At 60.6% G+C, this 25299-nt stretch carries 25 protein-coding genes and 1 tRNA gene; 5 read left to right on the forward strand and 21 right to left on the reverse strand.

Annotated elements, in window-relative coordinates; translation table 11 throughout:
* Positions 1-83: 83 nt before the first annotated feature.
* The gene (gene recG / locus AC1DLV_RS24090; protein ID WP_476802582.1) at positions 84-2192 is read left to right on the forward strand and encodes an ATP-dependent DNA helicase RecG; all 2109 of its coding nucleotides are present in this window, start codon (positions 84-86) and stop codon (positions 2190-2192) included.
* Here the strand turns inward: recG and AC1DLV_RS24095 are convergent.
* From AC1DLV_RS24095 to AC1DLV_RS24120, 6 genes are all read right to left on the reverse strand, one after another.
* Positions 2144-2899: a DUF502 domain-containing protein gene (locus AC1DLV_RS24095; RefSeq protein ID WP_476802583.1), complete on the reverse strand. Its 756-nt coding sequence runs from the start codon at positions 2897-2899 to the stop codon at positions 2144-2146. The two genes, recG and AC1DLV_RS24095, sit on opposite strands and share 49 nt — an antisense overlap.
* A 194-nt stretch (positions 2900-3093) precedes the next feature.
* Complete coding sequence (locus AC1DLV_RS24100; RefSeq protein ID WP_476802584.1) at positions 3094-3672, reverse strand: DUF2272 domain-containing protein; 579 nt, start codon at positions 3670-3672, stop codon at positions 3094-3096.
* Positions 3673-3845: 173 nt separating this feature from the next.
* Positions 3846-5669, reverse strand: coding sequence for a glutamine--fructose-6-phosphate transaminase (isomerizing) (glmS, locus tag AC1DLV_RS24105; protein WP_476802585.1), 1824 nt, complete (start codon positions 5667-5669; stop codon positions 3846-3848).
* Between the two features lie 146 nt (positions 5670-5815).
* Entirely contained in the window at positions 5816-7183 is a 1368-nt protein-coding gene (gene glmU, locus AC1DLV_RS24110; RefSeq protein WP_476802586.1) for a bifunctional UDP-N-acetylglucosamine diphosphorylase/glucosamine-1-phosphate N-acetyltransferase GlmU, read from the reverse strand.
* A gap of 115 nt (positions 7184-7298) precedes the next feature.
* Positions 7299-8045 (reverse strand): cytochrome c biogenesis CcdA family protein, encoded by a 747-nt coding sequence (locus tag AC1DLV_RS24115; RefSeq protein WP_476802587.1) that lies wholly within the window; start codon positions 8043-8045, stop codon positions 7299-7301.
* Positions 8046-8280: 235 nt separating this feature from the next.
* On the reverse strand, positions 8281-8619 hold the full coding sequence (locus AC1DLV_RS24120; protein WP_476802588.1) for a hypothetical protein: 339 nt from the start codon (positions 8617-8619) through the stop codon (positions 8281-8283).
* Positions 8620-8887: 268 nt separating this feature from the next.
* Between AC1DLV_RS24120 and AC1DLV_RS24125 the strand changes: the two genes are divergently transcribed.
* Positions 8888-8963 (forward strand) — tRNA-Lys (locus AC1DLV_RS24125).
* A 266-nt stretch (positions 8964-9229) separates the two neighbouring features.
* Here the strand turns inward: AC1DLV_RS24125 and AC1DLV_RS24130 are convergent.
* From AC1DLV_RS24130 to AC1DLV_RS24140, 3 genes are read right to left on the reverse strand one after another with little or no spacing between them, the layout of a single operon-like run.
* Positions 9230-10582, reverse strand: a complete 1353-nt coding sequence (locus AC1DLV_RS24130; protein WP_476802589.1) for a DUF6056 family protein — start codon at positions 10580-10582, stop codon at positions 9230-9232.
* Positions 10579-11538 carry a glycosyltransferase family 2 protein gene (locus tag AC1DLV_RS24135; protein WP_476802590.1) on the reverse strand — a complete coding sequence of 320 codons (960 nt, stop codon included), beginning with the start codon at positions 11536-11538 and terminating at the stop codon, positions 10579-10581. Before AC1DLV_RS24135 ends, AC1DLV_RS24130 begins: the two co-directional genes overlap by 4 nt.
* Positions 11531-11914, reverse strand: coding sequence for a GtrA family protein (locus AC1DLV_RS24140; RefSeq protein WP_476802591.1), 384 nt, complete (start codon positions 11912-11914; stop codon positions 11531-11533). Before AC1DLV_RS24140 ends, AC1DLV_RS24135 begins: the two co-directional genes overlap by 8 nt.
* A 283-nt stretch (positions 11915-12197) precedes the next feature.
* Here AC1DLV_RS24140 and AC1DLV_RS24145 point away from each other — a divergent pair, with 283 nt between their 5' ends.
* The gene (locus AC1DLV_RS24145) at positions 12198-12611 is read left to right on the forward strand and encodes a BA14K family protein (RefSeq protein ID WP_476802592.1); all 414 of its coding nucleotides are present in this window, start codon (positions 12198-12200) and stop codon (positions 12609-12611) included.
* A gap of 199 nt (positions 12612-12810) precedes the next feature.
* Positions 12811-13344: a BA14K family protein gene (locus tag AC1DLV_RS24150; protein WP_476802593.1), complete on the forward strand. Its 534-nt coding sequence runs from the start codon at positions 12811-12813 to the stop codon at positions 13342-13344.
* 31 nt (positions 13345-13375) lie between these two features.
* On the opposite strand, the gene AC1DLV_RS24155 is transcribed toward AC1DLV_RS24150, so the two are convergent.
* The 7 genes from AC1DLV_RS24155 to AC1DLV_RS24185 form a co-directional block, all read right to left on the reverse strand.
* On the reverse strand, positions 13376-14152 hold the full coding sequence (locus AC1DLV_RS24155; RefSeq protein WP_476802594.1) for a DeoR/GlpR family DNA-binding transcription regulator: 777 nt from the start codon (positions 14150-14152) through the stop codon (positions 13376-13378).
* A 93-nt stretch (positions 14153-14245) separates the two neighbouring features.
* Positions 14246-15658 (reverse strand): pyridoxal phosphate-dependent decarboxylase family protein, encoded by a 1413-nt coding sequence (locus tag AC1DLV_RS24160; RefSeq protein WP_476802595.1) that lies wholly within the window; start codon positions 15656-15658, stop codon positions 14246-14248.
* Positions 15659-15687: 29 nt separating this feature from the next.
* On the reverse strand, positions 15688-16419 hold the full coding sequence (locus AC1DLV_RS24165) for a proteasome-type protease (protein ID WP_476802596.1): 732 nt from the start codon (positions 16417-16419) through the stop codon (positions 15688-15690).
* Between the two features lie 33 nt (positions 16420-16452).
* On the reverse strand, positions 16453-17247 hold the full coding sequence (locus AC1DLV_RS24170) for a transglutaminase family protein (RefSeq protein ID WP_476802597.1): 795 nt from the start codon (positions 17245-17247) through the stop codon (positions 16453-16455).
* A 12-nt stretch (positions 17248-17259) separates the two neighbouring features.
* Positions 17260-18201 (reverse strand): alpha-E domain-containing protein, encoded by a 942-nt coding sequence (locus tag AC1DLV_RS24175; RefSeq protein WP_476802598.1) that lies wholly within the window; start codon positions 18199-18201, stop codon positions 17260-17262.
* Between the two features lie 17 nt (positions 18202-18218).
* A complete protein-coding gene (locus AC1DLV_RS24180) occupies positions 18219-19631 on the reverse strand; it encodes a circularly permuted type 2 ATP-grasp protein (RefSeq protein ID WP_476802599.1) in 1413 nt (470 codons plus the stop codon).
* 153 nt (positions 19632-19784) lie between these two features.
* Positions 19785-20021, reverse strand: a complete 237-nt coding sequence (locus tag AC1DLV_RS24185) for an Lrp/AsnC ligand binding domain-containing protein (protein ID WP_109576006.1) — start codon at positions 20019-20021, stop codon at positions 19785-19787.
* Between the two features lie 163 nt (positions 20022-20184).
* Here AC1DLV_RS24185 and AC1DLV_RS24190 point away from each other — a divergent pair, with 163 nt between their 5' ends.
* Positions 20185-20628: a DUF4864 domain-containing protein gene (locus AC1DLV_RS24190; RefSeq protein WP_476802600.1), complete on the forward strand. Its 444-nt coding sequence runs from the start codon at positions 20185-20187 to the stop codon at positions 20626-20628.
* On the opposite strand, the gene AC1DLV_RS24195 is transcribed toward AC1DLV_RS24190, so the two are convergent.
* The 5 genes from AC1DLV_RS24195 to AC1DLV_RS24215 form a co-directional block, all read right to left on the reverse strand.
* Entirely contained in the window at positions 20625-21392 is a 768-nt protein-coding gene (locus AC1DLV_RS24195; protein WP_476802601.1) for a class I SAM-dependent methyltransferase, read from the reverse strand. The two genes, AC1DLV_RS24190 and AC1DLV_RS24195, sit on opposite strands and share 4 nt — an antisense overlap.
* 188 nt (positions 21393-21580) lie before the next feature.
* Positions 21581-22555 carry a threo-3-hydroxy-L-aspartate ammonia-lyase gene (locus tag AC1DLV_RS24200; protein WP_476802602.1) on the reverse strand — a complete coding sequence of 325 codons (975 nt, stop codon included), beginning with the start codon at positions 22553-22555 and terminating at the stop codon, positions 21581-21583.
* 76 nt (positions 22556-22631) lie between these two features.
* Positions 22632-23771 (reverse strand): tRNA guanosine(34) transglycosylase Tgt, encoded by a 1140-nt coding sequence (tgt, locus tag AC1DLV_RS24205; protein ID WP_476802603.1) that lies wholly within the window; start codon positions 23769-23771, stop codon positions 22632-22634.
* On the reverse strand, positions 23768-24844 hold the full coding sequence (gene queA / locus AC1DLV_RS24210; protein WP_476802604.1) for a tRNA preQ1(34) S-adenosylmethionine ribosyltransferase-isomerase QueA: 1077 nt from the start codon (positions 24842-24844) through the stop codon (positions 23768-23770). Before queA ends, tgt begins: the two co-directional genes overlap by 4 nt.
* The gene (locus tag AC1DLV_RS24215; RefSeq protein WP_476802605.1) at positions 24844-25293 is read right to left on the reverse strand and encodes a DMT family transporter; all 450 of its coding nucleotides are present in this window, start codon (positions 25291-25293) and stop codon (positions 24844-24846) included. Before AC1DLV_RS24215 ends, queA begins: the two co-directional genes overlap by 1 nt.
* Positions 25294-25299: the final 6 nt, after the last annotated feature.

Raw genomic sequence — 25299 nt, forward strand, 5'->3', positions numbered from 1 at the left:
TCCTCTGGTGCACCGCGCATATAGCGTGGATAGCTCGCCCTGTCAGCCTTTGCCCCGGCAACTCCAGCGCATAAGCTGACATCATGCGCCCATCATTGCTTGATCCCCTGTTTTCTCCCATCACCTCGCTCGCCGGCATCGGACCCAAGGTCGCGGTGCTGATCGAAAAGGTCGTGCCGGCCGATCTGGGCGACCGCGCAGCACGGGTCGGCGACCTGTTGTTTGTTCTGCCTAACTCCGTGATCGACAGACGCAACCGTCCCGGCATCGCGCTCGCCGCCGAAGGTGCCATCGTCACGCTCGAGTTGCGCATCGACAGGCATCAGCCGGCGCCGCGTGGCAACCGCTCGGCGCCCTACCGCGTCTTTGCCCATGACGACACCGGCGAGATCGCGCTGACCTTTTTCCACGCGCACGCCGCCTATCTCGAAAAGGCGATGCCCGAAGGCGAGCAGGTGATTGTTTCTGGCCGCATGGAGTGGTTCAACGGCCGCCCGTCGATGGTCCATCCTGATCACATCGCGCTTGCCAGCGAAGCTGACAAGCTGCCGCTGATCGAGCCGGTCTATCCACTCACTGCCGGCCTGTCGTCGAAGGTGCTGCGCCGCGCCATTGGCCAGTCACTCGAGCGTCTGCCTGCTGTCCCCGAATGGCTCGACGCCGAGCTGATGCGGCGCCAAAGCTTCCAGACCTTTTCGGCGGCCCTCCAGCGCGTCCACAACCCGGCCGACCCGATCGACGCTTCGCCCGACAACGCCGCTTGGCGCCGCTTGGCTTATGACGAGTTGCTCGCCGGCCAGGTGTCGCTCGCGCTCGTCCGTGCCCGGGTTCGCAAGCTGCACGGGCGACCACTGACCGGCGACGGCCGTATCGTCGATGCCTTGCGCGCGGCCCTGCCCTATTCGCTGACCGGCTCGCAGCAGGCCGCACTCGAAGAGATTGACGCCGACCTCGCCAAGCCCGAACGCATGCTACGGCTGCTGCAGGGCGACGTTGGCTCGGGCAAGACGGTAGTCGCGCTGCTTTCGATGGCCCGCGCCGTCGAGGCCGGCGGCCAGGCAGCGCTGATGGCGCCGACCGAAATCCTCGCCCGCCAGCACCTTGCCACTATCGCCCCGCTGGCAGAGCGCGCCGGCATGTCGGTTGCCGTGCTCACCGGCCGTGAAAAGGGCCGCGAACGGGCACAGATCCTCGCCGGGCTCGAAAACGGCGAGATCGATATCGTCATCGGCACGCACGCTCTGTTTCAGGAAACGGTGGTCTTCCGCGACCTGGCACTTGCCGTCATCGACGAGCAACACCGCTTCGGCGTTCACCAGCGTCTCGCTATGAACGCTAAGGGCCAGGCACCCGACATGCTCGTCATGACCGCGACCCCGATCCCGCGCACGCTGGTGCTCACCGCCTTCGGCGACATGGATGTGTCGCGTCTGACCGAAAAACCGGCCGGCCGCCAGCCGATCCGCACTGTCACCCTACCATTGGAGCGTATTGACGAACTCGTTGGCCGCATCAGGGATGCGGTGGCCGAAGGCCAGAAGATCTACTGGATCTGCCCGCTGGTCGAGGAATCCGAAGAGATCAAGCTGATGTCGGCGGAGGATCGTTTCGCCTCGTTGCAACCGGTGTTCGGCGACAGGATCGGCCTTGTCCATGGCCGCATGAAAGGTGTCGACAAGGACGAGGCGATGCGCGCCTTCAAGGCGGGCGAAACGCGCGTTTTGATCGCCACCACCGTCATCGAGGTTGGCGTTGACGTACCCGACGCCACCATCATGGTCATCGAGCACGCCGAGCGCTTCGGCCTTGCCCAACTGCATCAGCTGCGCGGGCGCGTCGGACGCGGCTCGAAACCGTCGTCCTGTGTTCTGCTCTACAAGGACCCGCTCGGCGAAACAGCAAAACGCCGCCTGTCGGTGATGCGCGACACAGAGGACGGTTTCCTGATCGCCGAGGAAGATTTGAAGCTACGCGGTGAAGGCGAACTCCTGGGCACGCGCCAGTCCGGCACGCCGGGCTTCCAGGTCGCCCGCATTGAGGCTCATGCCGATCTCCTGGAGATCGCCCGCGACGACGCGCGCCTGATTCTCACCCGCGACCCCGATCTGGTGTCGCCGCGCGGCGAAGCGCTCCGGCTGCTGCTTTATGTGTTCGGTAGAGATGAAGCGGTGCGCTTACTGCGCGCTGGCTGAGGCAGTTCGCCGACCGGCGGGTTGCCCATCGGCCCGTCGACCAGAACACCCTTCGCTGCTGCCTTGCTCTTGACCTCGGGCGCGACCAGCCCAGCCGAGACGATCAGCTTGGCGCCATCCTCGATGCTCATGTCGAGCACCACGATGTCGGATTTCGGCACATACATCAAAAAGCCGGTCGTTGGGTTCGGCGTGCACGGCATGAAGACGGCGATGAGCGGATCGCCCTCCTTGTCGAGCTTTTCGTTGATTTCGGTCTGCTTTTCATTGGCAACGAAAACCAGCGACCACACACCCTTGCGCGGGTACTCGACCATGCCGACGGTGCGGAACATTTCGTTCTTGTTCGACAGCACTGTCTCGAACAGCTGCTTCAGCGCCTTGTAGAGGCCACGCACCAGCGGCATCCGGTTCAGCAGACGCTCGCCGAACGAAACGATTGCCCGGCCGATGAAATTGGCGGTCAAAAAGCCGATCAGCGTGATCAGCACCAGCGCCACGATCAGCCCGAAGCCCGGCACCTTGATCGAGAGATAGTTATCCGGATTGTAGGTGTTGGGAATGTAGGGCTTCACCCACGAGTCGACCCAGCCAATGAACGACCAGGCAATGTAAACGGTAATCGCCAGCGGCGCGCAGACAATGAAGCCGGTGAGGAAGTAGTTCCTCAGCCGCGTCATCGCCGAAACCTTGTATGCGTCCGACATCGTTCACCGCCGCCCTATTTGCAGCGCAACATTAGTGAACAGCCGAGCGCTTTGAAACAGCGATCTTCGTAGGGGGTCGTCCCTGCTACGTCGTGATGGCTACCAAATTGCTTGCGCGGTGACAGCCTTCCGCAAGGAGCGAACCCGCCCCATGCGTGATCAGGGCGAAGCTCCGCTTGGCAAAAATCAGATCGCTATTTCAGGTTCTCTATGATGCAGACAAATCTGGTTGGGTCGGCTGCGGGCTGTCTGATGAGACCGTTCGATCTGATCCGAACAACGCGATCCCCGACTGTATCCGCTTCATTGCCTCCGACGGTCCTCACATAGCGCCCGTTTCCGTCGGAGCCTTCTTCAATCACAATAGCCGAGTGCGAGGCGTATTGCTGGTGCGCGGCTGCGTGGTCAAAGTCGAAAGTGTTGCCGCCGCGATTGTTCTGAATGATGTCCCCGATCTTCGGTGCGTATTCCGAAATGCTGCGTCCACGGAAAACGCCTTCCTCGTTCCGGGCATTCCGGATCGCCTTGAACACGAACTCTGAATGGCTATCGGCGAACCGGAACTCGGCCGCCGTCGCGCCAGCCGACTTGACAAAGAAGGAAACAAAAACCGCCGACCAAGGCGTCCCGACGCCAGGAAACTGCATTCCAATGTCGGTCCAATACTTCCTTATTCGGGAAGCCATTCTCGATGTGGTTTCATGAGATCCATGAAGCAGATCGAATTCGGCCTCGGCCAACGAGGCTAGTTTCGTCGCATAGGTCGTTGGCATTTGACACCCCCAGACAATGCCTGGCCAGAATACGCGCCAATGATCCGATCTGCAACTTATATTTGTTCAGTCGCAATACATGCAACCTAAGATGGCGAGTGGGGGCGCTCCAGCCCGAGCGACGAATTCGTCGCCCGGAGCAATTGGACAAACACCGGAAGGATGAACCCCGCCTACTCCACCGTCACCGATTTTGCCAGATTGCGCGGCTGGTCGACGTCGGTGCCCATGAACACGGCGGTGAAATAGGCCAGCATCTGGATCGGCAGCGCATAGATGATCGGCGCGATGAACTCGGGCACGTCGGGCAAGACGATGGTTTCCATCGTCTTCACCGTCGCCTGCGCCGCACCCTTCTGGTCGGTGATGAGGATGATCTTGCCGCCGCGTGCAGCCACTTCCTGCATGTTCGACACTGTCTTTTCGAAGATGCGGTCGTGTGGAGCAATCACGATGACCGGCATGTTCTCGTCGATCAGCGCGATCGGCCCATGCTTGAGTTCGCCCGCCGCATAACCCTCGGCGTGGATGTAGGAGATTTCCTTGAGCTTGAGGGCACCTTCCATGGCGAGCGGAAAATTGGTGTCGCGGCCGAGGTAAAGCACGTGCTTGTAGGATGCGAGTTCCCGCGCCACTTTCTCGATCTGCTTGTCGAGCTTGAGCACCTGGGCTGCATAGCGCGGCGTCTCCGACAGGCTGCGCACCAGCGCTCTTTCCTCGTCGGGTGTAATCGTGCCGCGCTGCGAGGCGGCACGGATGGTGAGTGCGGCCAGCACCGAGAGTTGGCAGGTGAAGGCCTTGGTCGAAGCCACGCCGATCTCAGGCCCTGCCAGCGTCGGCATCGTCACGTCGGATTCGCGCGCCATTGTTGATTCGCGGACATTGACGATGGCGCCGATCGGCACGCCCGCCTTGCGGCAATAGCGCAGCGAAGCCAGCGTGTCGGCGGTCTCACCCGACTGCGAAACGAAGAACGCCGCACTGTTCTTCGAGATCGGCATTTCGCGGTAGCGGAACTCCGAAGCGACATCGATGTCGACCGGCAGCCGCGCATGGCGCTCGAACCAGTATTTGCCGACCAATCCGGCGAGATAGGCCGTGCCGCACGCCGAAACCGCCAGGCGGTCGATGTCGGCGAAGCTGAACGGCAGGTCGAGCGGCTTCGAGGTGCCTTGGGTGAAGTCGAGATAATGCGCCAGCGTGTGCGAAATCACTTCCGGCTGCTCATGGATTTCCTTTTCCATGAAGTGGCGGTGATTGCCCTTGTCGACGAGGTAGCTTGAACCGACCGACTGGCGCCGCTGGCGCTCCACCGGCGTGCGATCCATGTCGTAGATCTGGAATTCATCGCGGCGCACCACGGCCCAGTCGCCATCCTCAAGGTAGGTGACGGAATTGGTGAAGGGTGCCAGCGCGATCGCATCGGAGCCCAAAAACATCTCGCCCTCGCCATGGCCGATGGCCAAGGGCGGTCCGTTGCGGGCGCCGACGATCAAATTGTCGTCGCCCTTGAACATGATGGCCAGCGCAAACGCGCCGCTGAGCCGCTTCAGTGCCGCATGTGCCGCATCGATGGGCTTTGCGCCCCCGGCGAGCTCGCGGGCGATCAGATGCGCCACCACTTCGGTATCGGTCTGCGAGGTGAATTCGTAGCCGTCGCTCTGAAGCTCTTCGCGCAGATCGGCGAAGTTCTCTATGATGCCATTGTGGACGATCGCCACGCCGTTGGAAAAATGCGGATGCGCGTTGGTCTCGTTGGGCACGCCATGGGTTGCCCAGCGCGTGTGGCCAATGCCGATATTGCCGTCGAGCGGTTCGGCTTTCAGTCGCCGCTCGAGATTGATCAGCTTGCCTTCGGCGCGGCGGCGCGCCAGTTCGCCGTTCTCGATGGTGGCGACACCGGCGGAATCATAACCGCGATACTCCAGCCGCTTCAGCGCATCGACGATCAACGGTGCAACCGGCGTCTGGCCGACAATTCCGACAATTCCGCACATGATCTAGCCCCGTCCAATCCCTCAAAAGCCCTGTCGGCCTTTTAGGCAGCGCAACGAACAAGCGGAAGTCACATTCCGTTTCGCTGCGTATCAGCCATCCGGTCCGTTAGGATGGACCTCAATGGCACGCTAGGATTGAAATGCGGTTACTTCGCGCCGGCCTTCTTCGCTGCCGCCGCTGACGCAAAGCGCTCGCGCAATTCCTTGCCCTTGCCGGGCATTGTCTTCTGCCGCGCGCGGCCAAAGGCCAGCGAATCTTCGGGCACCTCGTCGGTGATGACGCTGCCCGATGCGATGTAGGCCCGCGCGCCGATGGTGATAGGCGCCACCAGCGACGAGTTGGAGCCGACGAAGGCGCCCTCACCGATGTCGGTGAAGAATTTCGAGTAGCCGTCATAGTTGCAGGTGACCGTGCCCGCGCCGATATTGGCGCCTGCACCAACGCGCGCGTCGCCGATATAGGTCAGGTGGTTGACCTTGGCACCCTTTTCGATCGTCGCCTTCTTGACCTCGCAGAAATTGCCGACCTTGGCCTTTTCGTGCAGCTCCGCACCCGGCCGCAGCCGTACGAACGGCCCGATCTCGGCACGCGGGCCAACATTTGCGCCCTCCAGATGGCAAAACGCGTGGACCGTGGCGCCGTCGGCGATCTTGACGTTGAGGCCGAACCACACATTCGGCTCGACCACGACGTCCGAGCCGATCTCGGTGTCGTGCGAAAAATAGACCGTCTCGGGCGCGATCAGCGTCGCGCCGCCGAGCATCGCCGCGCGGCGCCGGCGCTTCTGCCAGATGGCTTCCGCTTCGGCCAATTCGGCGCGGTTGTTGATGCCCAGGACGCTCTCAAAACTCGCCTCGGTCGCAACGACGCTCAGGCCAGCCCTGTCGGCGATCTCGACGATATCGGTGAGATAGAACTCGCCCTTGGCATTGGCGTTGCCGACCTGGTCGAGCAGCTTGAGCGCATGCGCCCCGGAGATCGCCATCAGTCCGGCATTGCAAAAGCCGATCTTGCGTTCCTCGTCGCTGCAATCCTTGTCTTCGCGGATCGCCACAAGCTTGCCGGCCTTCTCGATCAACCGGCCGTAGCCTGCGGGGTTCGGCGGGCGGAAGCCTATCACCACGACAGCAGCCCCGTCGGCGAGCTTCGTGCGTGCCAAAGCCAGCGAATCGGCCTCGACCAGGGGCGTGTCGCCGAACATCACCAGGATGTCGTCATGGCCCTTGGCGATCGCCGCGCGTGCCGCCAGCACCGCATGTGCTGTGCCCAGCCGCTCGGATTGCACGAAGATCTCGGCTTTCGGGGCAAAAGCTTCCGCAGCTTTCCGTACCTCGTCGCCGCCATGGCCGACCACCAGCGCGATGCTGTCGGCACCTGCCGCCTCGGCTGCCTTGGCGACATGCGCCACCATTGGCAGGCCGGCGATCTGGTGCAGCACCTTGGTCTGGCTGCTTTTCATGCGTGTGCCCTCGCCGGCGGCAAGGATGATCGACAGGCAGGTTCTCGATGTCATGGCGTCGTCCGGATTTGCAAAAGGCGGCTGGAATCGGCCACCTTTCTAGCATTGCTGGCAATCGCCTCCAATGCAGGCGGAATGGGGGCAGACGGAATGAGGCCGTTTCTTGGAGCTACCCGAGTTGGCCGAGAACAGGGAAGCGCTCGAGCAGCCAGTAGGATGCCGTCTGGATGCCGCCGGTCAGGAAAAGCACGCCGGCCACCACCAAAAGCGCGCCGATCACCTTTTCGACCTTGCCGAGATGTACCTTGAATTTGGAGAGGAAGCGCATGAAGGCGCCGGAGAACATGGCGGCGATCAAGAAGGGAATGCCCAGGCCGAGCGAATAGACGGCCAGGAGCAACGCGCCCTCGCCCACTGTCTCGCGCCCGCCGGCCAGGGTCAGGATAGGCCCCAGCACCGGCCCGATGCACGGCGTCCAGCCAAAGGCGAAGGCGAGACCCATGAGATAGGCTGCGAGATTGCTTGCCGGCTTGCCCTGCGACTGGAAGCGCGCCTCGCGCGACAAGAGCGGGATGCGCAATATGCCGAGGAAATTGAGCCCCATCAGGATGATGAGCACGCCTGCCGCCATCGCCAGCGGCTCCTGCCAGGTGCGCAGCAACTGACCGATGGTCGAAGCTCCCGCGCCGAGCGCAACGAACACTGTGGTAAAGCCGAGTACGAAGGAGGCAGAGGCGGTAAGCAGCGGCCCCCGCGCACGCGAAACGGTCGCCGTTGCGCCCTCGGCCTTGAAGTCATCGACCGAAACGCCGGCCATGTAGCAGAGATAAGGCGGCACCAGCGGCAGCACGCAAGGCGACAGGAAAGAAAGGGCTCCTGCCCCCAATGCGCTGAGATAACCGACGTCCAATGCCATTTAATGCCGCTCCAAATATGCTGGCGCCGCTATAGCTGCCGCGTCAATCCGGCACCAATCACCATTTTGTTGGCTTTGCCGGGCCGATTGTGGTCGACCCGGCACGTTTTAATGGGAACGCCGTGTGTTTGCATGAACACCCAAGGAACGCTCTGTGTCTTTGACACGACGCAACGTTCCTTGCGGCAATCGTCGCCCGTTCCCGGGGCGATGCACGGTGGCTTTGCGCCAGCTCTTATTCGTGGATGGTGTATTCGCCGAGTTCGCAGAGGTTCTGCTTGTCTTCGGTGGTGTCGAGGCTTGATCCTTCCTCGAATTCGAAGCGCATGTCGTATTCGCACACGCTGCGGCCGTCAGCGATGGTGATCTGCATGGTCTCGCCTGCGCCCAGCGTGTCACGGCCGAAAATGTCGTCCTCCCACTTATCGACGCCGACTGGCGAGGCATAGAAATTCGTCAGCACCGACGACGTGCCGTTCTTGAGGGTAAAGACCAGGTCTTCCGCCTGGGCGACTGCGGGAAGAGCCGACAAGGCCAAAACGGAAGCAACGGCGAGTTTCAAAAAAGTACGCATTTATAAATTTCCATAACGATGGCGGCCCGATATTGGGCGCCATGATCTAGCAGCGGGATATGACGCCAGCAATATCACCGCCCCTTAATATTACGCTGGCCTAACGCTTCAGGCTGGCATTCAGGAACCCACATTCAACAGCCTGTTTGCAACAGCATTTTTCCGGTTGACCCGCCGGGGCACTCTCCCTATGTTCCGGCCGAATTTCGAGGTCGCCGCGCGGCCTTCGAGAGCACGTAGCTCCGCAAGTAAGCAGCTATGTACGGTCGGGCGGGTAGCTCAGTTGGTAGAGCATTCGACTTTTAATCGAATGGTCATGGGTTCGAGTCCCATCCCGCCCACCAAGATCCGCATTTTTCCCAAGTCGGTGCGAACCAACCCTAAGGGAATGGATGTCGATTCGCCCAGCGGGCTCGCAGCTCGATTCTAATTTGGCAACAAATGTCGTGAATACGGGCTCCAGGCACTTCTGCGCTGGCGAACATCCTTGAGCAGCTTGGGCAAACAGCAGCCGCTAACGCCAGGGTGTTGTGTCGATGGCGTGAGGCCGCGAGAAGCCATAACACCATCTAGCGAAGGCACCCGCGAGCTGCCCGATCTCAGTCAAAATCTACTCTTGACGAACATCTTCCATGGCAAGCTTGCAGTTGTAATATTCCGACACCAAGGGAAGCATCGCCCTCACCCAACCATCTCGATTTTGCAGACGGCCTGACCATGCGTAAGTGACAATAGGCGATATCTGGAGACCGGTTTCGCATGCTTCGGAGCCAATGTTTCGCCGTATATAGGCGTCCCGTTCGGCGACTTTTTGGTGAAAGTCGATGTAGAACGGCAGCGTCACCGCAGCATTCCCCAGCGCAAATATGTAGATTGCAATGAATGCATTCTTGTTGGCGAACTGAATTAAAAATCGCGTGCACGTGACGATCGCAACAATCCATGCAAAGGCGAAAGCACGAGGCTCCGTGTAAGGTGCAGCAACCATCGATATCACGCATAGGATCGCGGGTATGAGAAGGACCAGGATATCGCGTTGACTGTTGATCCCGTTCTTTCGGACAAGCAGGCCAAGGGCCGCAAAACCCAGTACGGATATGATGCCAGACGATACTGCAAACCTGCCGATGACATCCCCAACCCGCCGAACCCAATACCAGGCCGTTGGGGCATAGCCTAGATGATCCCGGTACCACTCCGTGCGAAGAGAAGTTGATGGCGCAAGCATCAATGCAACCCAGCCAACGCACAATGCCAGAATAATTCCAGCATCGTTCATTGCGTATTCTCGTCTGCTCCGGTCCTCGGCGGAAAAATACGAATTGGCCGCAACATAAATAACCAAAAGCGGCGGCAAGTTCTCAAAACTAAGGCCGCACAGGATCGCCAAAAAGGCGCTCAGGCCGTACAGCACTTTGCTGTTGTAGATAAGCCCGGTTAGCGGACGGACTGATACGATCGCGACCAGAAGCATGACAAATATAAGCGGGAGCAAATATCCGGCTACCGTGGTGCGCCAGAAAAAAATCTCGTAGCGCGGCCACAAGATATAGACGAGCGCCAGAGAAATCGCCCAAGTAAGGAGAAATGTCTTGTCCAATTTGGTCGATTTTAACGCCAAAACGGAAGTAATGGCGGAAAATATGACCAGCGAAAAGATGGCTGTTACATTCAAACAGACCTTTGGCATTGCCAGCCAAAAAATGGAGAACATCTCACCCAGTCGTGCGTTCCAGCCCCACCACTGACGTGAGGCGTGGTCGGCAAACCAAGAAAGACGCTCGACAATGCCCTGGCCATTGTCGATGAGCCCAAGGGCATAATCTTCGCCGTTTATGGGAGAGAAGGTAATGGTTGCTGAGAATAAAATCAGCAGCAGCAATGCCGCGAGAGCGATTAGTGCCGGTGAAAGGGAATTATTTTCGTCCGCGCGCGCGAAGTATTGAACAAACAGGGCTTTCATACAGCTCGTGAATCTTCTTCAATGAGATATGTCGGACGCCCCTTGGCCTCGATATACAGCCGGCCGATGTACTCGCCGAGAACGCCAACGGAAATAAGCTGAACACCCCCGAAAAACAAAATTGCGGCCATGAGCGAGGAATATCCTGGCGTTTCATTGCCGAAGATCAAGGTTTTGAAAATTACCTGCAACATGTACAGCAGAGCCGCAAATGAAACGACCATTCCAAAATACGTCCATATCCTCAATGGAACGGTACTGAAACTGGCGATGCCGTCGATTGCGAAGTTCCAAAGCTTCCAAACGTTGAACTTTGTTTCGCCCTTGGCTCGGGCTGGCCTTTCATAAGGCACGCCGATTGACGAGTATCCAGGCCATGCGAACAAGCCCTTCATAAACCTGTTGCGTTCGGGCAAGAGGCGAAGCGCCTCGATGACCTTCTTGCTGATGAGCCGAAAATCGCCTGCGTCGCTAGGAATCGGCAGATGTGATGCCGAGTTGAAGGCTCTGTAAAAGAGACCGGCCGTAACACGCTTTGACCTGGTGTCCGCGTCTCGCCGCGACCGGACGCCAAACACGGTGTGGTAGCCGTTTTGCCAATTCTCGATAAGCGCCGGAATGATCTCAGGAGGGTCCTGAAGGTCGACATCCATGATGATCGCCGCATCGCAATCGACGTGATCAATGCCGGCAGTCATTGCGGCTTCTTTGCCGAAGTTTCTCGTCAATTTGAGGTAGTTAACCCGCGGATCTTCAAGGCAAATTTTCCGAAGCACCTCAATCGTATTGTCGGTCGAGCCGTCATCAATAAAGAGAAAGCTAAACTGAGCAATTGCGCCTGGAACTCGCGCGGTAAATTGCTCCACGAAATGCGGAATTGATTCTTCTTCGTTTTTAACTGGAACTATTATCGTTATACGTGCGGTATTAGATATTACTTGAGGTCGATTATCCATTTTGTTGACGCCTTTGAAATACCCATCGACTTGAAACCAAGTAAACAAAAGCTGGTGCCATAAGCGTTCCAGCGGCGATACACAGCATCTTGTATGGAATGAAGAAGCCTGCAGCGATAACGATCGAATTATTGATCAGCAGTCCCATAACGCTGGTGAGGAAATACTTCCACGCGGAGCCCTCTCGCTTGAACGTGAATCGTGAATGCCCCAAGTATGAGACAAAAACAGCGACACAAAATGCTATGGTGTTAACCACAACGGCATGCATTGATGGCACGAAGTTGAGCAAGAATGCCGCGACGCATAGATGCGTGAGGGTGGCAATCACTCCCACTATTGCAAAGCGGCCGATTGACGATTTCAGCATGAACATCGTTCAGTTCGAGAGAACTCTTTATATTTGCAAAGCAGTTAGCATTCAGCCGTTCAAACCACAACCGGATATGCTTGGGCCATAACAAGCGGGTCCAGACGCCCATGCGCTCGCCATGTTTTCACCCCGACCGCAATCACCAGACGCCGCCTTGCGGTCTGTTCGCCCTGCCTTGCCACAGGACGTTTCCGCCCCTCCCAAACGTTTATTTACCAGTCGAACTAACTCTCCTGAGGAGACGATCATGCGTAGGATCACCTCAGGCCTGGCGGCCGCGGCTGTCATGGCCTCTTTTGCCGTGGCATCGGCAGCACCTGCTGCCGCACGTGGCATGGAAATGATGATGCGTTCAGGTGGAGGGGGCGGACATTTTGCCGGCAACGGCATGCAAATGCACGCCGGGCCGTCGCGCAATATGGCGTTTGCCGACCATCGTGGAGGTCGCGACTTTGATATGCGCGGAGGCCGCCATGCTTTCTTCCATGACCATGACCATTTTCATCATGGCTTCTTTGCTGGCGCTCTCTTTGGCGGTTCGTTTTATGACGAAGGGCCGACTTACAGTTATGTTGTTCCCAGCGTTGGCTACGCTCATGTGCAATGGTGCTACAACCGCTACCGGTCATACCGGGCCTACGACAACAGCTTCCAGCCCTACAACGGCCCGCGCGAGCAATGCTACACGCCCTATGGCTGAAGGCGCGACAAGCTGCATACCCGCACCCTTTCGGTGGGGGTATTCTTCGCCGTGGTAGGATCGCACGCGTCGCTCATAGTCTCCGGTCGCGACAGGCCTCACCTTGAAGGATACGGCCTCCGCCACGGCGTTGCAGGAACAAACGCCCCAGCCTGACCGTTGATTGGGCAAGGGACTTAGGCCCTGTGAGGAGACAACGATGAACAAGGTGATTTCAGGATTGATGGCAACCGCCATCGCCGCGTCGTTTGCGCTAGCGAGCGCGGTCCCTGTTGCCGCCACGGTCTATTTTCCCATGCCGCCGAAGCGCGACCCTGTGATCGAAAATGTTGCTTATCATGGATATGTGCATCGACCGGTTCACGTCCACCCCAACGTCCGCTACCACCCCAATGTCCACTACCATCCTAACGTCCGCTATCATCCGAACGTACGCTATCACCCCAACGCCCATATTCATCCCGTAGCCCGGGGTGCATATTACAACGGTTATCATGGGTATCGCGACTACCGTCCGGGCTATCGTCACTACAATGGCTGGTGGTACCCGGCCGGTGCCTTTGTCGGCGGCGCCATTGTCGGCAGCGCGATCGCTAGCCAGCCGACATATGTCCAACCCAGCGGCAATGCGCATGTCCAGTGGTGCTATGACCGCTACCGGTCCTATCGGGCCTCGGACAACACCTTCCAGCCCAACAGCGGCCCACGCCAGCAGTGCCGCTCGCCCTACTAGGCAAGGGCTTACGGCTCCATCAGACCCGCGTTCACTCCGACGCGGGTCTTTTCGTTTCGACGAGCTGGACGTCCGATTCCGCGCAGATCTTGCGAATGCTCGGAATGTCGCAATGGTCGGTGATGAAGGTGTCCATCTGCGACAGATGGGCGATACGAACCGGTGCGGTGCGTTCAAATTTGGTCCGGTCCGAAACCAAAATGACATGGCGCGCATTGGCGATGATCGCCTGCGCCACCTTCACTTCGCGAAAATCGAAATCGAGCAGCGCGCCGTCATGGTCGATCGCCGACGCGCCGATCACGGCATAGTCGACCTTGAACTGGCGGATGAAATCGACCGCCGCTTCGCCGACGATGCCACCGTCCGAACCGCGCACCACCCCGCCCGCGATCACCACCTCCATATCAGGATAAACCCGCATCCTGTTGGCAACATTGATGTTGTTGGTGATGACCATCAGCCCCTTGTGGTCGAGAAGCGCCTTGCCGACGGCTTCCGTCGTCGTGCCGATATTGACGAACAAAGACGCATTGTCGGGGATGAGGCGCGCGGCCGCCTGGCCAATGGCGTCCTTTTCGTCGGCGGCGATCTTGCGCCGCGCCTCGTATTCCAGGTTCTCGATACCTGAGGGAAACAGCGCGCCGCCATGGATGCGGCTCAGCAGGCGCTGGTCGCACAGGTCGTTGAGATCCTTGCGGATGGTCTGCGGTGTGACCTGGAAATGCGTTGCCAGATCGTCGACCAGCACGCGCCCATTGTCCTTGGCGAGTTGGATGATTTCGGACTGGCGCGGCGAAAGATACATTTTGGCATTCCCCGAATTTCGTTTTTCCCAAGGATAAGGGAAAACGAAAGCAGTGAAAAGGCACTTCGAAAGCCATATCGAAGCGCCGTGCTTCTACCTTGTGGTGCGGGCGAGCTCGGTGATCACCTTAAAGGCATGGTCGATATCGGCCTCTGTTGATTCGAACTGCCCCGCCTGGAAGCGGATCACGGCGCGGCCATCGAGGCGTGTCTGGGTCAGGTAGATGCGCCCATCGCGGTTGATCGCTTCGACCAGCGCGAGATTGTGCTCGTCGAGATCGGCAACGCCTGCGGCCACGTGGCGGAAGGAAAACAGCGACAGCATCGGCTCGCTGGTGATCTCGAAATCAGGCTCGCGGCCCAGCCGTTCGGCCAGCTTCCCGCTCCACGACACATGGTTGCGGATCATCGCCCGCAAGCCTTCCAGCCCATGCGCGCGCAGCAGGAACCACAGCTTAAGCGCCCTGAACCGCCGGCCGAGCGGCACCGACCATTCGGAATAATTGGTGATGCCGTCGCGGCCTTGGGTCTTCAAAAACTCCGGCCGAATGGCCAGCGTCCGCACCAGGCTTTCAGGATCGCGGATGAACTGGATCGAGCAGTCGAACTGCGCGCCAAGCCATTTGTGCGGATTGAAGACGATCGAATCTGCCCCCTCGACACCGGCCCAGAAGTGGCGGAACTCCGGGCAGATCATCGCCGAACCTGCCCAGGCCGCATCGACATGGGTGTAGAGGCCGTGGCGCCTGGCAACATCCACGACAGCTCCGATGTCGTCGGTCCCGCCGACGCTGGTACCACCGACACAAGCGATTATCCCGGCCGGCAGAAAACCTTGCTTGCGGTCTTCAACGATTGCCGCCTCGAGTGCCGTCGCCGACATGGCGCGAAAGCGTCCGCCGGTTGGAATGCGCACCAGGTTTTCCTCGCCGATGCCGGCGACCCAGATGGCGCGGTCGATGGAGGTGTGCACGTGCTCCGAACAATAGATCCGTAGCCGCGGTCCGCCCGAAAGCCCTGATTTGTTGCCCTGCCAGTCGAGCGCGCGTTCGCGCATGGTCAGCACCGCCGCGAGCGTTGCCGAGGAAGCTGAATCCTGAATGACGCCGGTGAAATCGTCAGGCAGGCCGAGCGCCTGGCGCATCCAGTCGACGACCCGGGTTTCCAACTCCGTCGCCGCAGGCGAGGTCTGCCAGAGCATGCACTGCGCTGCCATGGCGCTGACGAGGTATTCCGCCACCACTGAAACTGGCGCTGCGTTGGCTGGAAAGTAGGCAAAAAACCGCGGATGCTGCCAATGCGTCATGCCTGGCACGATCGTCGCCTCGAATTCGGCGAAGATATCCTCCATTGGTTCCGCTTCTTCGGGCGGGCTGGCGGCGATCGCGCCGAAAATCGTGCCTGGCTCGATATCCGGCCGCACCGGTCGGTCGCGCAATCCGACGCGGTAGTCAGCGCCCCATTCGGCCGCCTTCACCGACCAATGACGAAACTCGTTGTTGTCCATGGTCGTCCTCCGATGCGCGTTTGCAGGGCCTATTCGATGAAATCAGGCAGACTTTGAAACGCCGCCTTCAGCGCGTCGGACCAGCCCTCCGACACGCTCCTGTAGTAGGGATCGTCGGCGCCGATGCGCTTTTTCAAACCAATCTTGAAGCTGTCTTTTTCGTAGAATGCCAGGTCGAGCGGCAGCCCGACCGACAGGTTCGATTTCAACGTCGAATCAAACGACACCAAAAGCAGCTTGACCGTCTCGGCAAAACTCATCGTCTTGTCATAAGCGCGCACGATGATCGGCTTGCCGTATTTGGTCTCGCCGATCTGGAAGAACGGCGTGTCGTCGCTGCATTCGATGAAATTGCCCTCGGGATAGATCATGAACAGCCTGGGCTCGCTGCCCTTGATCTGGCCGCCGAGGATGAACGAGGCGTTGAATGCCGAATCCGCCGTCTGGCCGCCCAGTGCGGATTGGGCGATCACTTCCTTGACCGTGTCGCCGACCAGCCGCGCGATCTGGTACATCGACGGTGCTTCGAGCAGCGTCGGCGCGCGTTCGGCCTTTGCCTTCGTCCGTTCGTCGAGCAGGCTGACCACGGCCTGGGTAGTGGCCAGATTGCCTGCAGACATCAAGACGACCACGCGCTCGCCCGGCAGTTCCCATATCCGCATCTTGCGGAAGGTCGAGATGCTGTCGACCCCGGCATTGGTCCGCGTGTCCGACATGAACACCAGGCCGCGATCAATCTTCAGGCCGACGCAATAGGTCATCGATTCCAGTCCGGCGAACGCTTCTATGCCGGATTACTGCTCTACGGTGATGTGGACTGCAAGCCGTTCCTGGGCGTTCCCGATCAGAATGCCCGAAATCGGCATCGCCTCGCGATAGTCGCGCCCCACAGCCACGCGCACATAGCGTCCATCGGGCGACACGCCGTTGGCAGCGTCGAAGCCGACCCAGCCCAGGCCGCTGACATAGGCCTCCGCCCAGGCGTGGCTCGCCACCTGTTCGATCGTATCGTTCATCATCAGATAGCCGCTGACGTAGCGCGCCGGAAATCCGAGCAGCCGGGCCGAGGCGGCAAAGACATGAGCATGGTCCTGGCAAACGCCCGTACCTTTCTCAAGCGCCTCTTCGGCGGTCGTGCGGGAGTCGGTCGTGCCGGTCACGTAGGCCACGCGTTGCTGGATCGTCGCCATCAAGGCGTGCAGCCGCTCCAGTTCGCCACCCTCCCCGATATCAGCCGCAAGGTCGCGGATCGCTGCACCCGGGGCGGTCAGCGGTGTCTGGTGCTCGAACAGCCACAGTGGCGCAAAGCCACGATGCGGCCCCGAAATGCCTGTGGTTTCGTTGGTCTCCACCTCGCCTTCGGCGACGATGCTGATCGTGTGCGGCTCACCGTCGATGCTGAGCAGTCGGGTGTCATTGCCGAACTGGTCTAGAAATCGCACTTCCTCACGCGCGCCTTCGATCCGCAACGTCCAGGTCAGCACCGTTTGCGCCGGTCCACTCACCGGCCACAGGCGCACACGCTGCAGGCCATAGCGGATCGGCTCGTCGTAATTGTACTCGGTGCGGTGGCTGACCTTGAGCCGCATCTTCCTATCCGATCAATAGAAGCCGAAATCCTGGGCGACCTGATCGCCGAGCCGGTTGTTGTCCTGAATGAAGTCGGCCAGGAACTCGTGCAGGCCGGTTTCGAAAATGTCCTTGATCTCGGTGCCGCGCAGCCTGGCATAGGTTCGTTCGGCGATCTCTTGCGCGGGGTGCTTGGCGCCATAGTCCTCACCGAGATATTTGAGATGCTCGGCGAGGAAACGGTAGCTGAAGGCCAGCGAACGGGGCATGCGCGCATTGAGCATCAGATATTCGGCAATGTTGGCCGGCTTGTATTCGGCCTCATAGACCCATCGATAGGACCTGTGCGCCGCAACCGACCGCAAGATCGACTCCCACTGGTAGTTGTCGAGCGACGAGCCCACCCACGAAACCGACGGCAGCAGCACGTAGTATTTGACGTCGAGGATGCGCGCGGTGTTGTCGGCGCGTTCGACATAGGTGCCGAGCTGGGCGAAATCGAAGATCTCGTTGCGCAGCATGGTGCCGTAGAACGAGCCGCGGATGAGTGCTGTCTCGCGCTTGATCGCGTCGAGCACGCCGGGCAGTTCGCGCTGGTCGATCGGAGATGCCAGCATGCGCTTCAGCGACATCCAGGCTTCGTTGATGCTCTCCCAGGTTTCTCGGGTTAGCGCTGTGCGCACCATGCGGGCATTGTTGCGGGCCGTTTCGATGGCCGCGACCGCGCTCGACGGGTTCGACATGTCGCGTAAAAGGAAATCGGCGACGTTTTCTGCCGTGTAGTCGCTGTGTTTGGCGGCGAACGCACTGGCGGCTCCGGCCGAAAGCAGCACCGAGTTCCATTCCTCCGAGGCATCCTGGCTGCGGGTCAGCGCCATGCGCAGGCCGGCATCGATCAGCCGTGCCATATTCTCGGTCCGCTCGATGTAGCGGTTCATCCAGTAGAGGCCGTTGGCGGTGCGTCCCAGAAGCATGAACTGTCAGCGTCCCCTCAGTCGTCCAAAACCCAGGTATCTTTCGTGCCGCCGCCTTGCGACGAGTTTACCACCAGAGAGCCTTCCTTGAGCGCTACCCGTGTCAGGCCGCCTGGCACGATGCGAATACGGTCGGAAACCAGCACGAACGGCCTGAGATCGACATGGCGTGGCGCAAGCCCCTTCTCGGTCAGGATCGGGCAGGTCGACAGCGACAGCGTCGGCTGGGCGATGTAGTTGGAAGGCCGCGCCGCGAGTTTTTTCGAGAACTCCTCGCATTCCTTCTTGGAGGCAGCCGGCCCGACCAGCATGCCGTAGCCGCCCGAGCCGTGCACTTCCTTGACCACCAGCTCGGTGAGGTGCTCCTGGACATATTTCAGGCTGTCGGGCTCGGAGCAGCGCCAGGTCGGGATATTGCCCAGGATTGGCTTGCGCCCGGTGTAGAACTCGATGATCTCGGGCATGTAGGAGTAAATCGCCTTGTCGTCGGCGATGCCGGTGCCCGGTGCATTGGCAATGGTGATGTTGCCGGCGCGGTAGACGTCCATGATGCCGGGCACGCCAAGGGCCGAATCCGGCTTGAAGGTCAGCGGATCGAGATAGGCGTCGTCGACGCGGCGGTAGAGCACGTCGATCTGCTTGTATCCCTCGGTGGTGCGCATCGCCACGCGCCCGTCGACAACGCGCAGGTCCTGTCCCTCGACAAGCTGCACGCCCATCTGGTCGGCCAAAAATGCGTGCTCGAAATAGGCAGAGTTGAAACTGCCCGGTGTCAGCACCGCGATCGTCGGCGCACCGCTCACCCCGTTCGGCCGCACCGCCGACAGTGACTGGCGCAGAAGTTGCGGATAGTTCTCGACGGGGTGCACCTTGATACGCTGGAACAGCTCGGGAAAGAGCTGCAGCATCGTCTCGCGGTTCTCCAGCATGTAGGAGACCCCCGATGGCGTGCGCGCATTGTCTTCGAGCACGTAGAACTCGTTTTCCGAGATACGCACGACATCGACGCCGATGATGTGGGTGTAGACACCCGCCGGCGGCCTGACGCCGATCATCTCGGGCAAAAAGGCTTCATTGGTGGCGATCAGCTCGCGCGGCACACGCCCGGCGCGCAAAATCTCCTGGCGGTGATAGATGTCGTCGAGAAAGGCGTTGAGCGCCTGCACGCGTTGCTCGATGCCTTGCGTCAGCCGCCGCCACTCATTGCCGGAAATAATCCGCGGCACGATGTCGAAGGGGATCAGCCGTTCAGAAGCATCCTGTTCGCCATAGACGGCAAAGGTGATGCCGGTCTTGCGGAACACGCGCTCGGCATCGCGCATCTTTTCGGTTAGCCGTGCGGGGTCCTGGTTTTTCAGCCAGCTGTCATAGGCTTCGTAGGGTTTTCTCAATCCGGCTTCGGCCGGGAGCATTTCATCGAACGCGACCACTGGCTAACTCCCCATGTGGTCAGTGAAATGACCTCATGGGAGAAAATCAAGCGCAATCGCCGGTTTCAGGCGCAGCCGGCTTCATATTCGAGAAATTGCCCAATGTTTCGGCAAAAAGGCGGGGATTTGGGCGCGTCCCTGCCCTTTCCGCGCTCAGAACGCGCGGAAGGTCACGGTCGTGAACGTGTCCCTGATATTGCCGATGGCATGGACCTTTTCGTTGACGAAGTGGCCGATGTCTTCCTCGTCGTCGACATAGAACTTCACCAGGAGGTCGAAATTGCCAGCCGTCGAATAGATCTCCGAAGCTATCTCGGCATCCGCCAGCGCACTCGCCACCTCATAGGCCTTGCCGAGTTCGCATTTGATCTGCACGAAAAAGGTCTTCATCGCGTCATCCGTTCCGGGCTTGCCCTTGTTGCCGGTCTTGTCGCAGAACCCACCAGCGCTTTCAAGCCAATGCCTGGCAACGTTCCAGAGACAAATCGCGCATTCGCCTGAAACCGCAGCCGCACCGCTTGCGTATGATACAATGTGATGGTGGCACCGGCCAATGGCCCGCCACGACGTGGGAGACGTCATGATGCGCTGTGCGGCAATCATTGTTGTTTCGCTGTTTTTCGCCTTGCCAGCGCTTGCCGGCGATGCCGAGACCAAGGCGGCGCAGGACAGCATCTCCGGCCAGTTCCATGCATTTCGCACGGGCGACGATGCCGGCGCCTATGGCTACGCCGCGCCCAATGTGAAGCGCATCTTCCCCACACTCGACACCTTCATGAGCATGGTCGTCGGGGCCTACAAGCCGGTACACAAGCCGCAGAGTTTTTCCTTCGGCAAGTCCAAGGAAACGAGCCCGTCTGCGATCATCCAGCAGGTGATCATCGTCGGTGCGGACGGCAAGGATTATGAGGCCGTCTACACGCTCGAACTGCAGCCCGACGGCGTCTGGCGCATCACCGGCGTCAGCTTGCGCGCAGCGAACTCGCTGAGTACCTAGCGCTCGACCGGACGACGCGCCTCGAAGCTGATGGTTTCGTCGTCCTTTTGTGGCGCGCGGCCATATTGATAGTTGCCTGAGGCGACAACGTCGACGAAACCCGCCTCGCGCAGCGCCATGGCAAACTCCTCGACGCCCCACCAGCGCAGGCTGAACAGTTCCAGCTCGGTATCGGCGAGCTTGGTGTCCTTCCACAACTCGTAGCGCAGATGCGTCACCGTCGTTTGCGCGATGTAGTCGGTGGAAACGCGCGTGTCGGTCAGCGTCAGCAGATCGCCATCCTCGGTCGTCCAGCTGCGCACCCGGCCACCTTCACCCAGGAAGCCGCCGATAGCGTCGAGATCGATCATCAGCCGTCCACCCGGCGCCAAGTGCTGGAAGAACCGCCGCAACACCGATTTGGCCGCAGCCACATCGGTGATCAGCTGGAACGAGCCCAGTGGTACGACGATGGCCGCCAAGCTGCGCTCATGGTCGAAGTCTTCGAACGTCGCGCGACTGACCCGCTCGACGTCGAGCGAGCGCTCCTCACAAGCCGTGCGGCAGTAGCCAAGCATTTCTTCGGACGGATCAAACCCCTTGATATCAATGCCCGCCTCAAGCATCGGAACGAAGAACCGGCCATTGCCGACGGCAGGCTCGAGCACAGGACCTGCGCAGCCCGAAAGACGTTCACGATAATATTCGATGTCGCCGAAAGAGCGGCCCACCGGCTTGTCGAGATTGTAGACCCAGGAGGCAAGCGTTCCGTATCTGTTGTTCACACGTGCGCCCCTTACCGACTTTCAGCAATTGCCACCGACCTTCGCGAGGTCAAGCATGACCAGCGCCATAAGACGGAATTGCTTGCTCAGTCCAGCAGCGAATTCTTCAGCTCGAGAGCTTTGCGTTGTGCCTGTGGCGCCGACACCACGCCTTGCGCCAAGGAACACTGCGTGCGCCGCCTCTGATCTCAGGAACCAGCGAAAAACCCGCTCAATGCCTTTAGATCGACATTGCCGCCGCTGAGCACGATGCCGACGCGCTTTCCCGCGCAGTCGACGACACCGTTGAGCGCCGCAGCAGCACCCAGGCAGCCTGTCGGCTCGACGATGACCTTCATGCGTTCGGCAAAGAAACGCATCGTCGACACCAGTTGCGCGTCGCTGACGGTGACGATGTCGTCGACCTTGGCCTGCAGAATCGGGAAATTGTGGTCGCCGACGAACGTCGTCAGCGCCCCATCGGCGATCGACTTGGGCGGTGCGATGCGAACCACCTCGCCCTTGTGCAGCGACTGCTGGCCGTCATTGCCGGCCTCCGGTTCGACGCCGATGACGCGGCAGCTTGGCGCCAGCGCCTTGGCGCTGAGGGCGCAGCCGGCAAGCAGTCCGCCGCCGCCCAGCGGCGCAAGAAGGATATCGAGCGGCCCGGCGTCCTCGATCAATTCCAACGCCGCCGTGCCCTGGCCGGCGATGATGTCAGGATGATCGAAGGGCGGGATCATCGCCATGCCGCGCTCCTCGGAGATTCCGCGCGCGATCGCCTCGCGGTCATCCTTGTAGCGGTCGAAGAACACGACCTCCGCGCCATAGCCCCTGGTCGCCGCAACCTTGATCTCGGGCGCATCCTTGGGCATCACGATCACGGACGGTGCGCCAAGCAGCGTCGCCGCATAGGCGAGCGCCTGGGCATGGTTGCCGGACGAATAGGCGACGACGCCCTTCCGGCGCGCATCCGCATCGAGCGCGGAAACGGCGTTGTAGGCGCCACGGAACTTGAACGCGCCTGCCCGCTGCAGATTCTCGGCCTTGAAGAACAGTTCGCCGCCCGCCATCGCATTAGCGGTGCGCGAGGTCAGCACAGGCGTGCGATGCGCCTCGCCTGATATGCGCGCCTGCGCGGCTCGTACGTCCTCAAAGGTCGGAATTCGCAACGTTGCAATCATTTGGCGCCCCTGTGACATCCAGCCAATGTAGCTGCTCACGGGCTCCCGCTGAAGGGCGAATTCGCCTCCGCTTACCTCAGCGCGTGGGATGTACCGGCAAATCGCCTCGTGCCCAGCCTTCGGTGATCTCCGCCGAACGATCGACGAACTGCCCGGCCTCGATCGCCGCGCGGATCTCGCTCATGAGCTGCTGGTAGTAGGACAGGTTGTTCCAGGTCAAAAGCATGGCGCCCAGCGACTCGCCCGACTTCACCAGATGATGCAGATAGGCGCGGGAGTAGTCGCGGGCGGCCGGGCAATCGCTTTCCTCGTCCAGCGGACGCGGGTCGTCGGCATGGCGTGCGTTGCGCAGATTGACCTTGCCGCGACGGGTGTAGGCCAGGCCGTGGCGGCCTGCGCGGGTCGGCATGACGCAGTCGAACATGTCGATGCCGCGCGCCACCGATTTGATGATGTCGTCGGGCGTGCCGACACCCATCAGGTAGCGCGGCTTTTCCGCAGGCAGTTCCGGGCAAGTGATGTCGAGCATATCGAGCATGACCGCCTGCGGCTCGCCGACGGCCAGGCCGCCCACAGCATAGCCCTTGAGGTCGAGGCCCTTAAGCGCCTGCGCCGAACGCACGCGCATGTCAGGAATGTCGCCGCCCTGGACGATGCCGAACATCGCCTTGCCCGGCTGGTCGCCAAAGGCTGTCTTGCAGCGCTCGGCCCAGCGCAGCGAAAGCTCCATCGCGCGCTCGATTTCCTTCGGCGTTGCGGGCAATGCGGTGCACTCGTCGAGCTGCATCTGGATGTCGGAATCAAGCAGGTCCTGGATCTCGATCGAGCGTTCCGGCGACATCTCGTAGGCAGCGCCATCGATATGCGAGCGGAAGGTAACGCCCTTTTCGCTGAGTTTGCGCAGCTTGGACAGCGACATCACCTGGAAACCGCCGGAATCGGTCAGGATCGGATACGGCCAGCGGGCGAAATCGTGCAGGCCGCCAAGCCGGGCCACCCGCTCGGCACCTGGCCTAAGCATCAAATGATAGGTGTTGCCCAGGATGATGTCGGCGCCGACGCCGCGCACCTGGTCCATATACATCGCCTTGACCGTGCCGCCGGTGCCGACTGGCATGAAGGCCGGCGTGCGGATTGTACCGCGCGGCATGGTGATCTCGCCGCGCCGCGCCTTGCCGTCGGTGGCAAGCACGTTGAACTTGAACTCTTCACTCATCGGTCGTTCCTGAACAGCAGGCTGGCATCGCCATAGGAATAAAAGCGGTAGCCGCTGGAAATGGCGTGGGCATAGACGCTCTGCATCCGTTCCAGCCCCGCAAAGGCCGAAACGAGCATGAACAAGGTCGAGCGCGGCAAATGGAAATTGGTCATCAGCGCATCGACGAACTTGAAGCGGTAGCCGGGCGTGATGAAGATGTCGGTCGGTCCCGACCACGCGTCGATGGTGCCGTCGGCGCGCGCCGCACTCTCCATCAGCCGAAGCGAGGTGGTGCCGACAGCCACGATGCGGTTGCCCCGTGCCCTGGCGGCGTTGAGCGCGCGTGCGGTTTCCTCGGAGACATGGCCGATCTCCGAATGCATCTTGTGTGCGGCCGTATCGTCGGCCTTGACCGGCAGGAAGGTGCCGGCGCCGACATGCAGCGTCACGAACTGCTTTTGGACACCCTTGGCGTCCAGCTGGGCAAACAGCTCGGGCGTAAAATGCAGCCCGGCGGTAGGGGCCGCGACAGCGCCCTCCTCCCTGGCATAGACTGTCTGATAGTCCTCACGGTCGCGTGCATCGTCGGGACGTTTCGAAGCGATATAGGGCGGCAGCGGAATGTGTCCTACCGCGTGCAGCGCCTCGTCGAGTGCGGCACCGGAGAAATCGAAGGCCAGCAGCGCCTCGCCCGCCTCGCCCTTCTCGATCACCGTGGCGTCGAGCTGGCCGATGGCGCAGACCTCGCCGCTATGGCCGAAATGAATGCGGTCGCCGACGGCAACCCGCTTGCCGGGCCGCATGAAGGCGAGCCAGCGGTCGGGGCCGACGCGCATATGTAGCGTTGCGTCGACATGGGCCGAGGCCTCGCCGCGCACGCGTGTGCCCTTGAGTTGTGCCGGGATCACGCGCGTGTCGTTGAGCACCAGCACGTCGCCTGGTTCAAGCAGTGACGGCAGGTCGACTACGCTCAGGTCAGCGAGCTGTTCCTTTGGCCGCACCACCAGCATGCGCGCGGAATCGCGCGGTTCGGCCGGGCGCAGCGCGATCCGTTCTTCGGGAAGCTCGAAATCGAAAAGGTCAACACGCATCAGTAGATACGGATCATCATTGCTCCAGCGAGCAAAAGCATGGCACCGACGATGCGGCCCATGGAAATTTCGCGGACGGCCACGCCAAGATAGCCGGCTTTGTCGACAAGCATTCCGGCGAGCAGCTGCCCCGCAACCAGGAATGCCATCAGTGCCGCAGCGCCGATGCGCGGGGTCAAAAGCACCGAACTCGTGACATAGACCGCGCCGAGCGCGCCGCCGGCCACGAACAGCCAGGGCGCGGGCGCGCGCCAGTCGATGGCAACACCCTGCGCACGCGTGGTCACCAAGGTGACGATGCCAAGCACGATGGCGCCGGCGAGAAACGAAATCGCAGCCGCCGCGACGGGCACACCGAGCCCACGCGCCAGCTGCGAATTGATCGGTGCCTGAATGGCAATGAAGGCGCCCGCCAGCACGCCGAGAAGCGACCAGAGAACGCCCGTCATTGTCAT

The sequence above is a fragment of the Aminobacter sp. 01T433 genome (genome assembly GCF_056398585.1).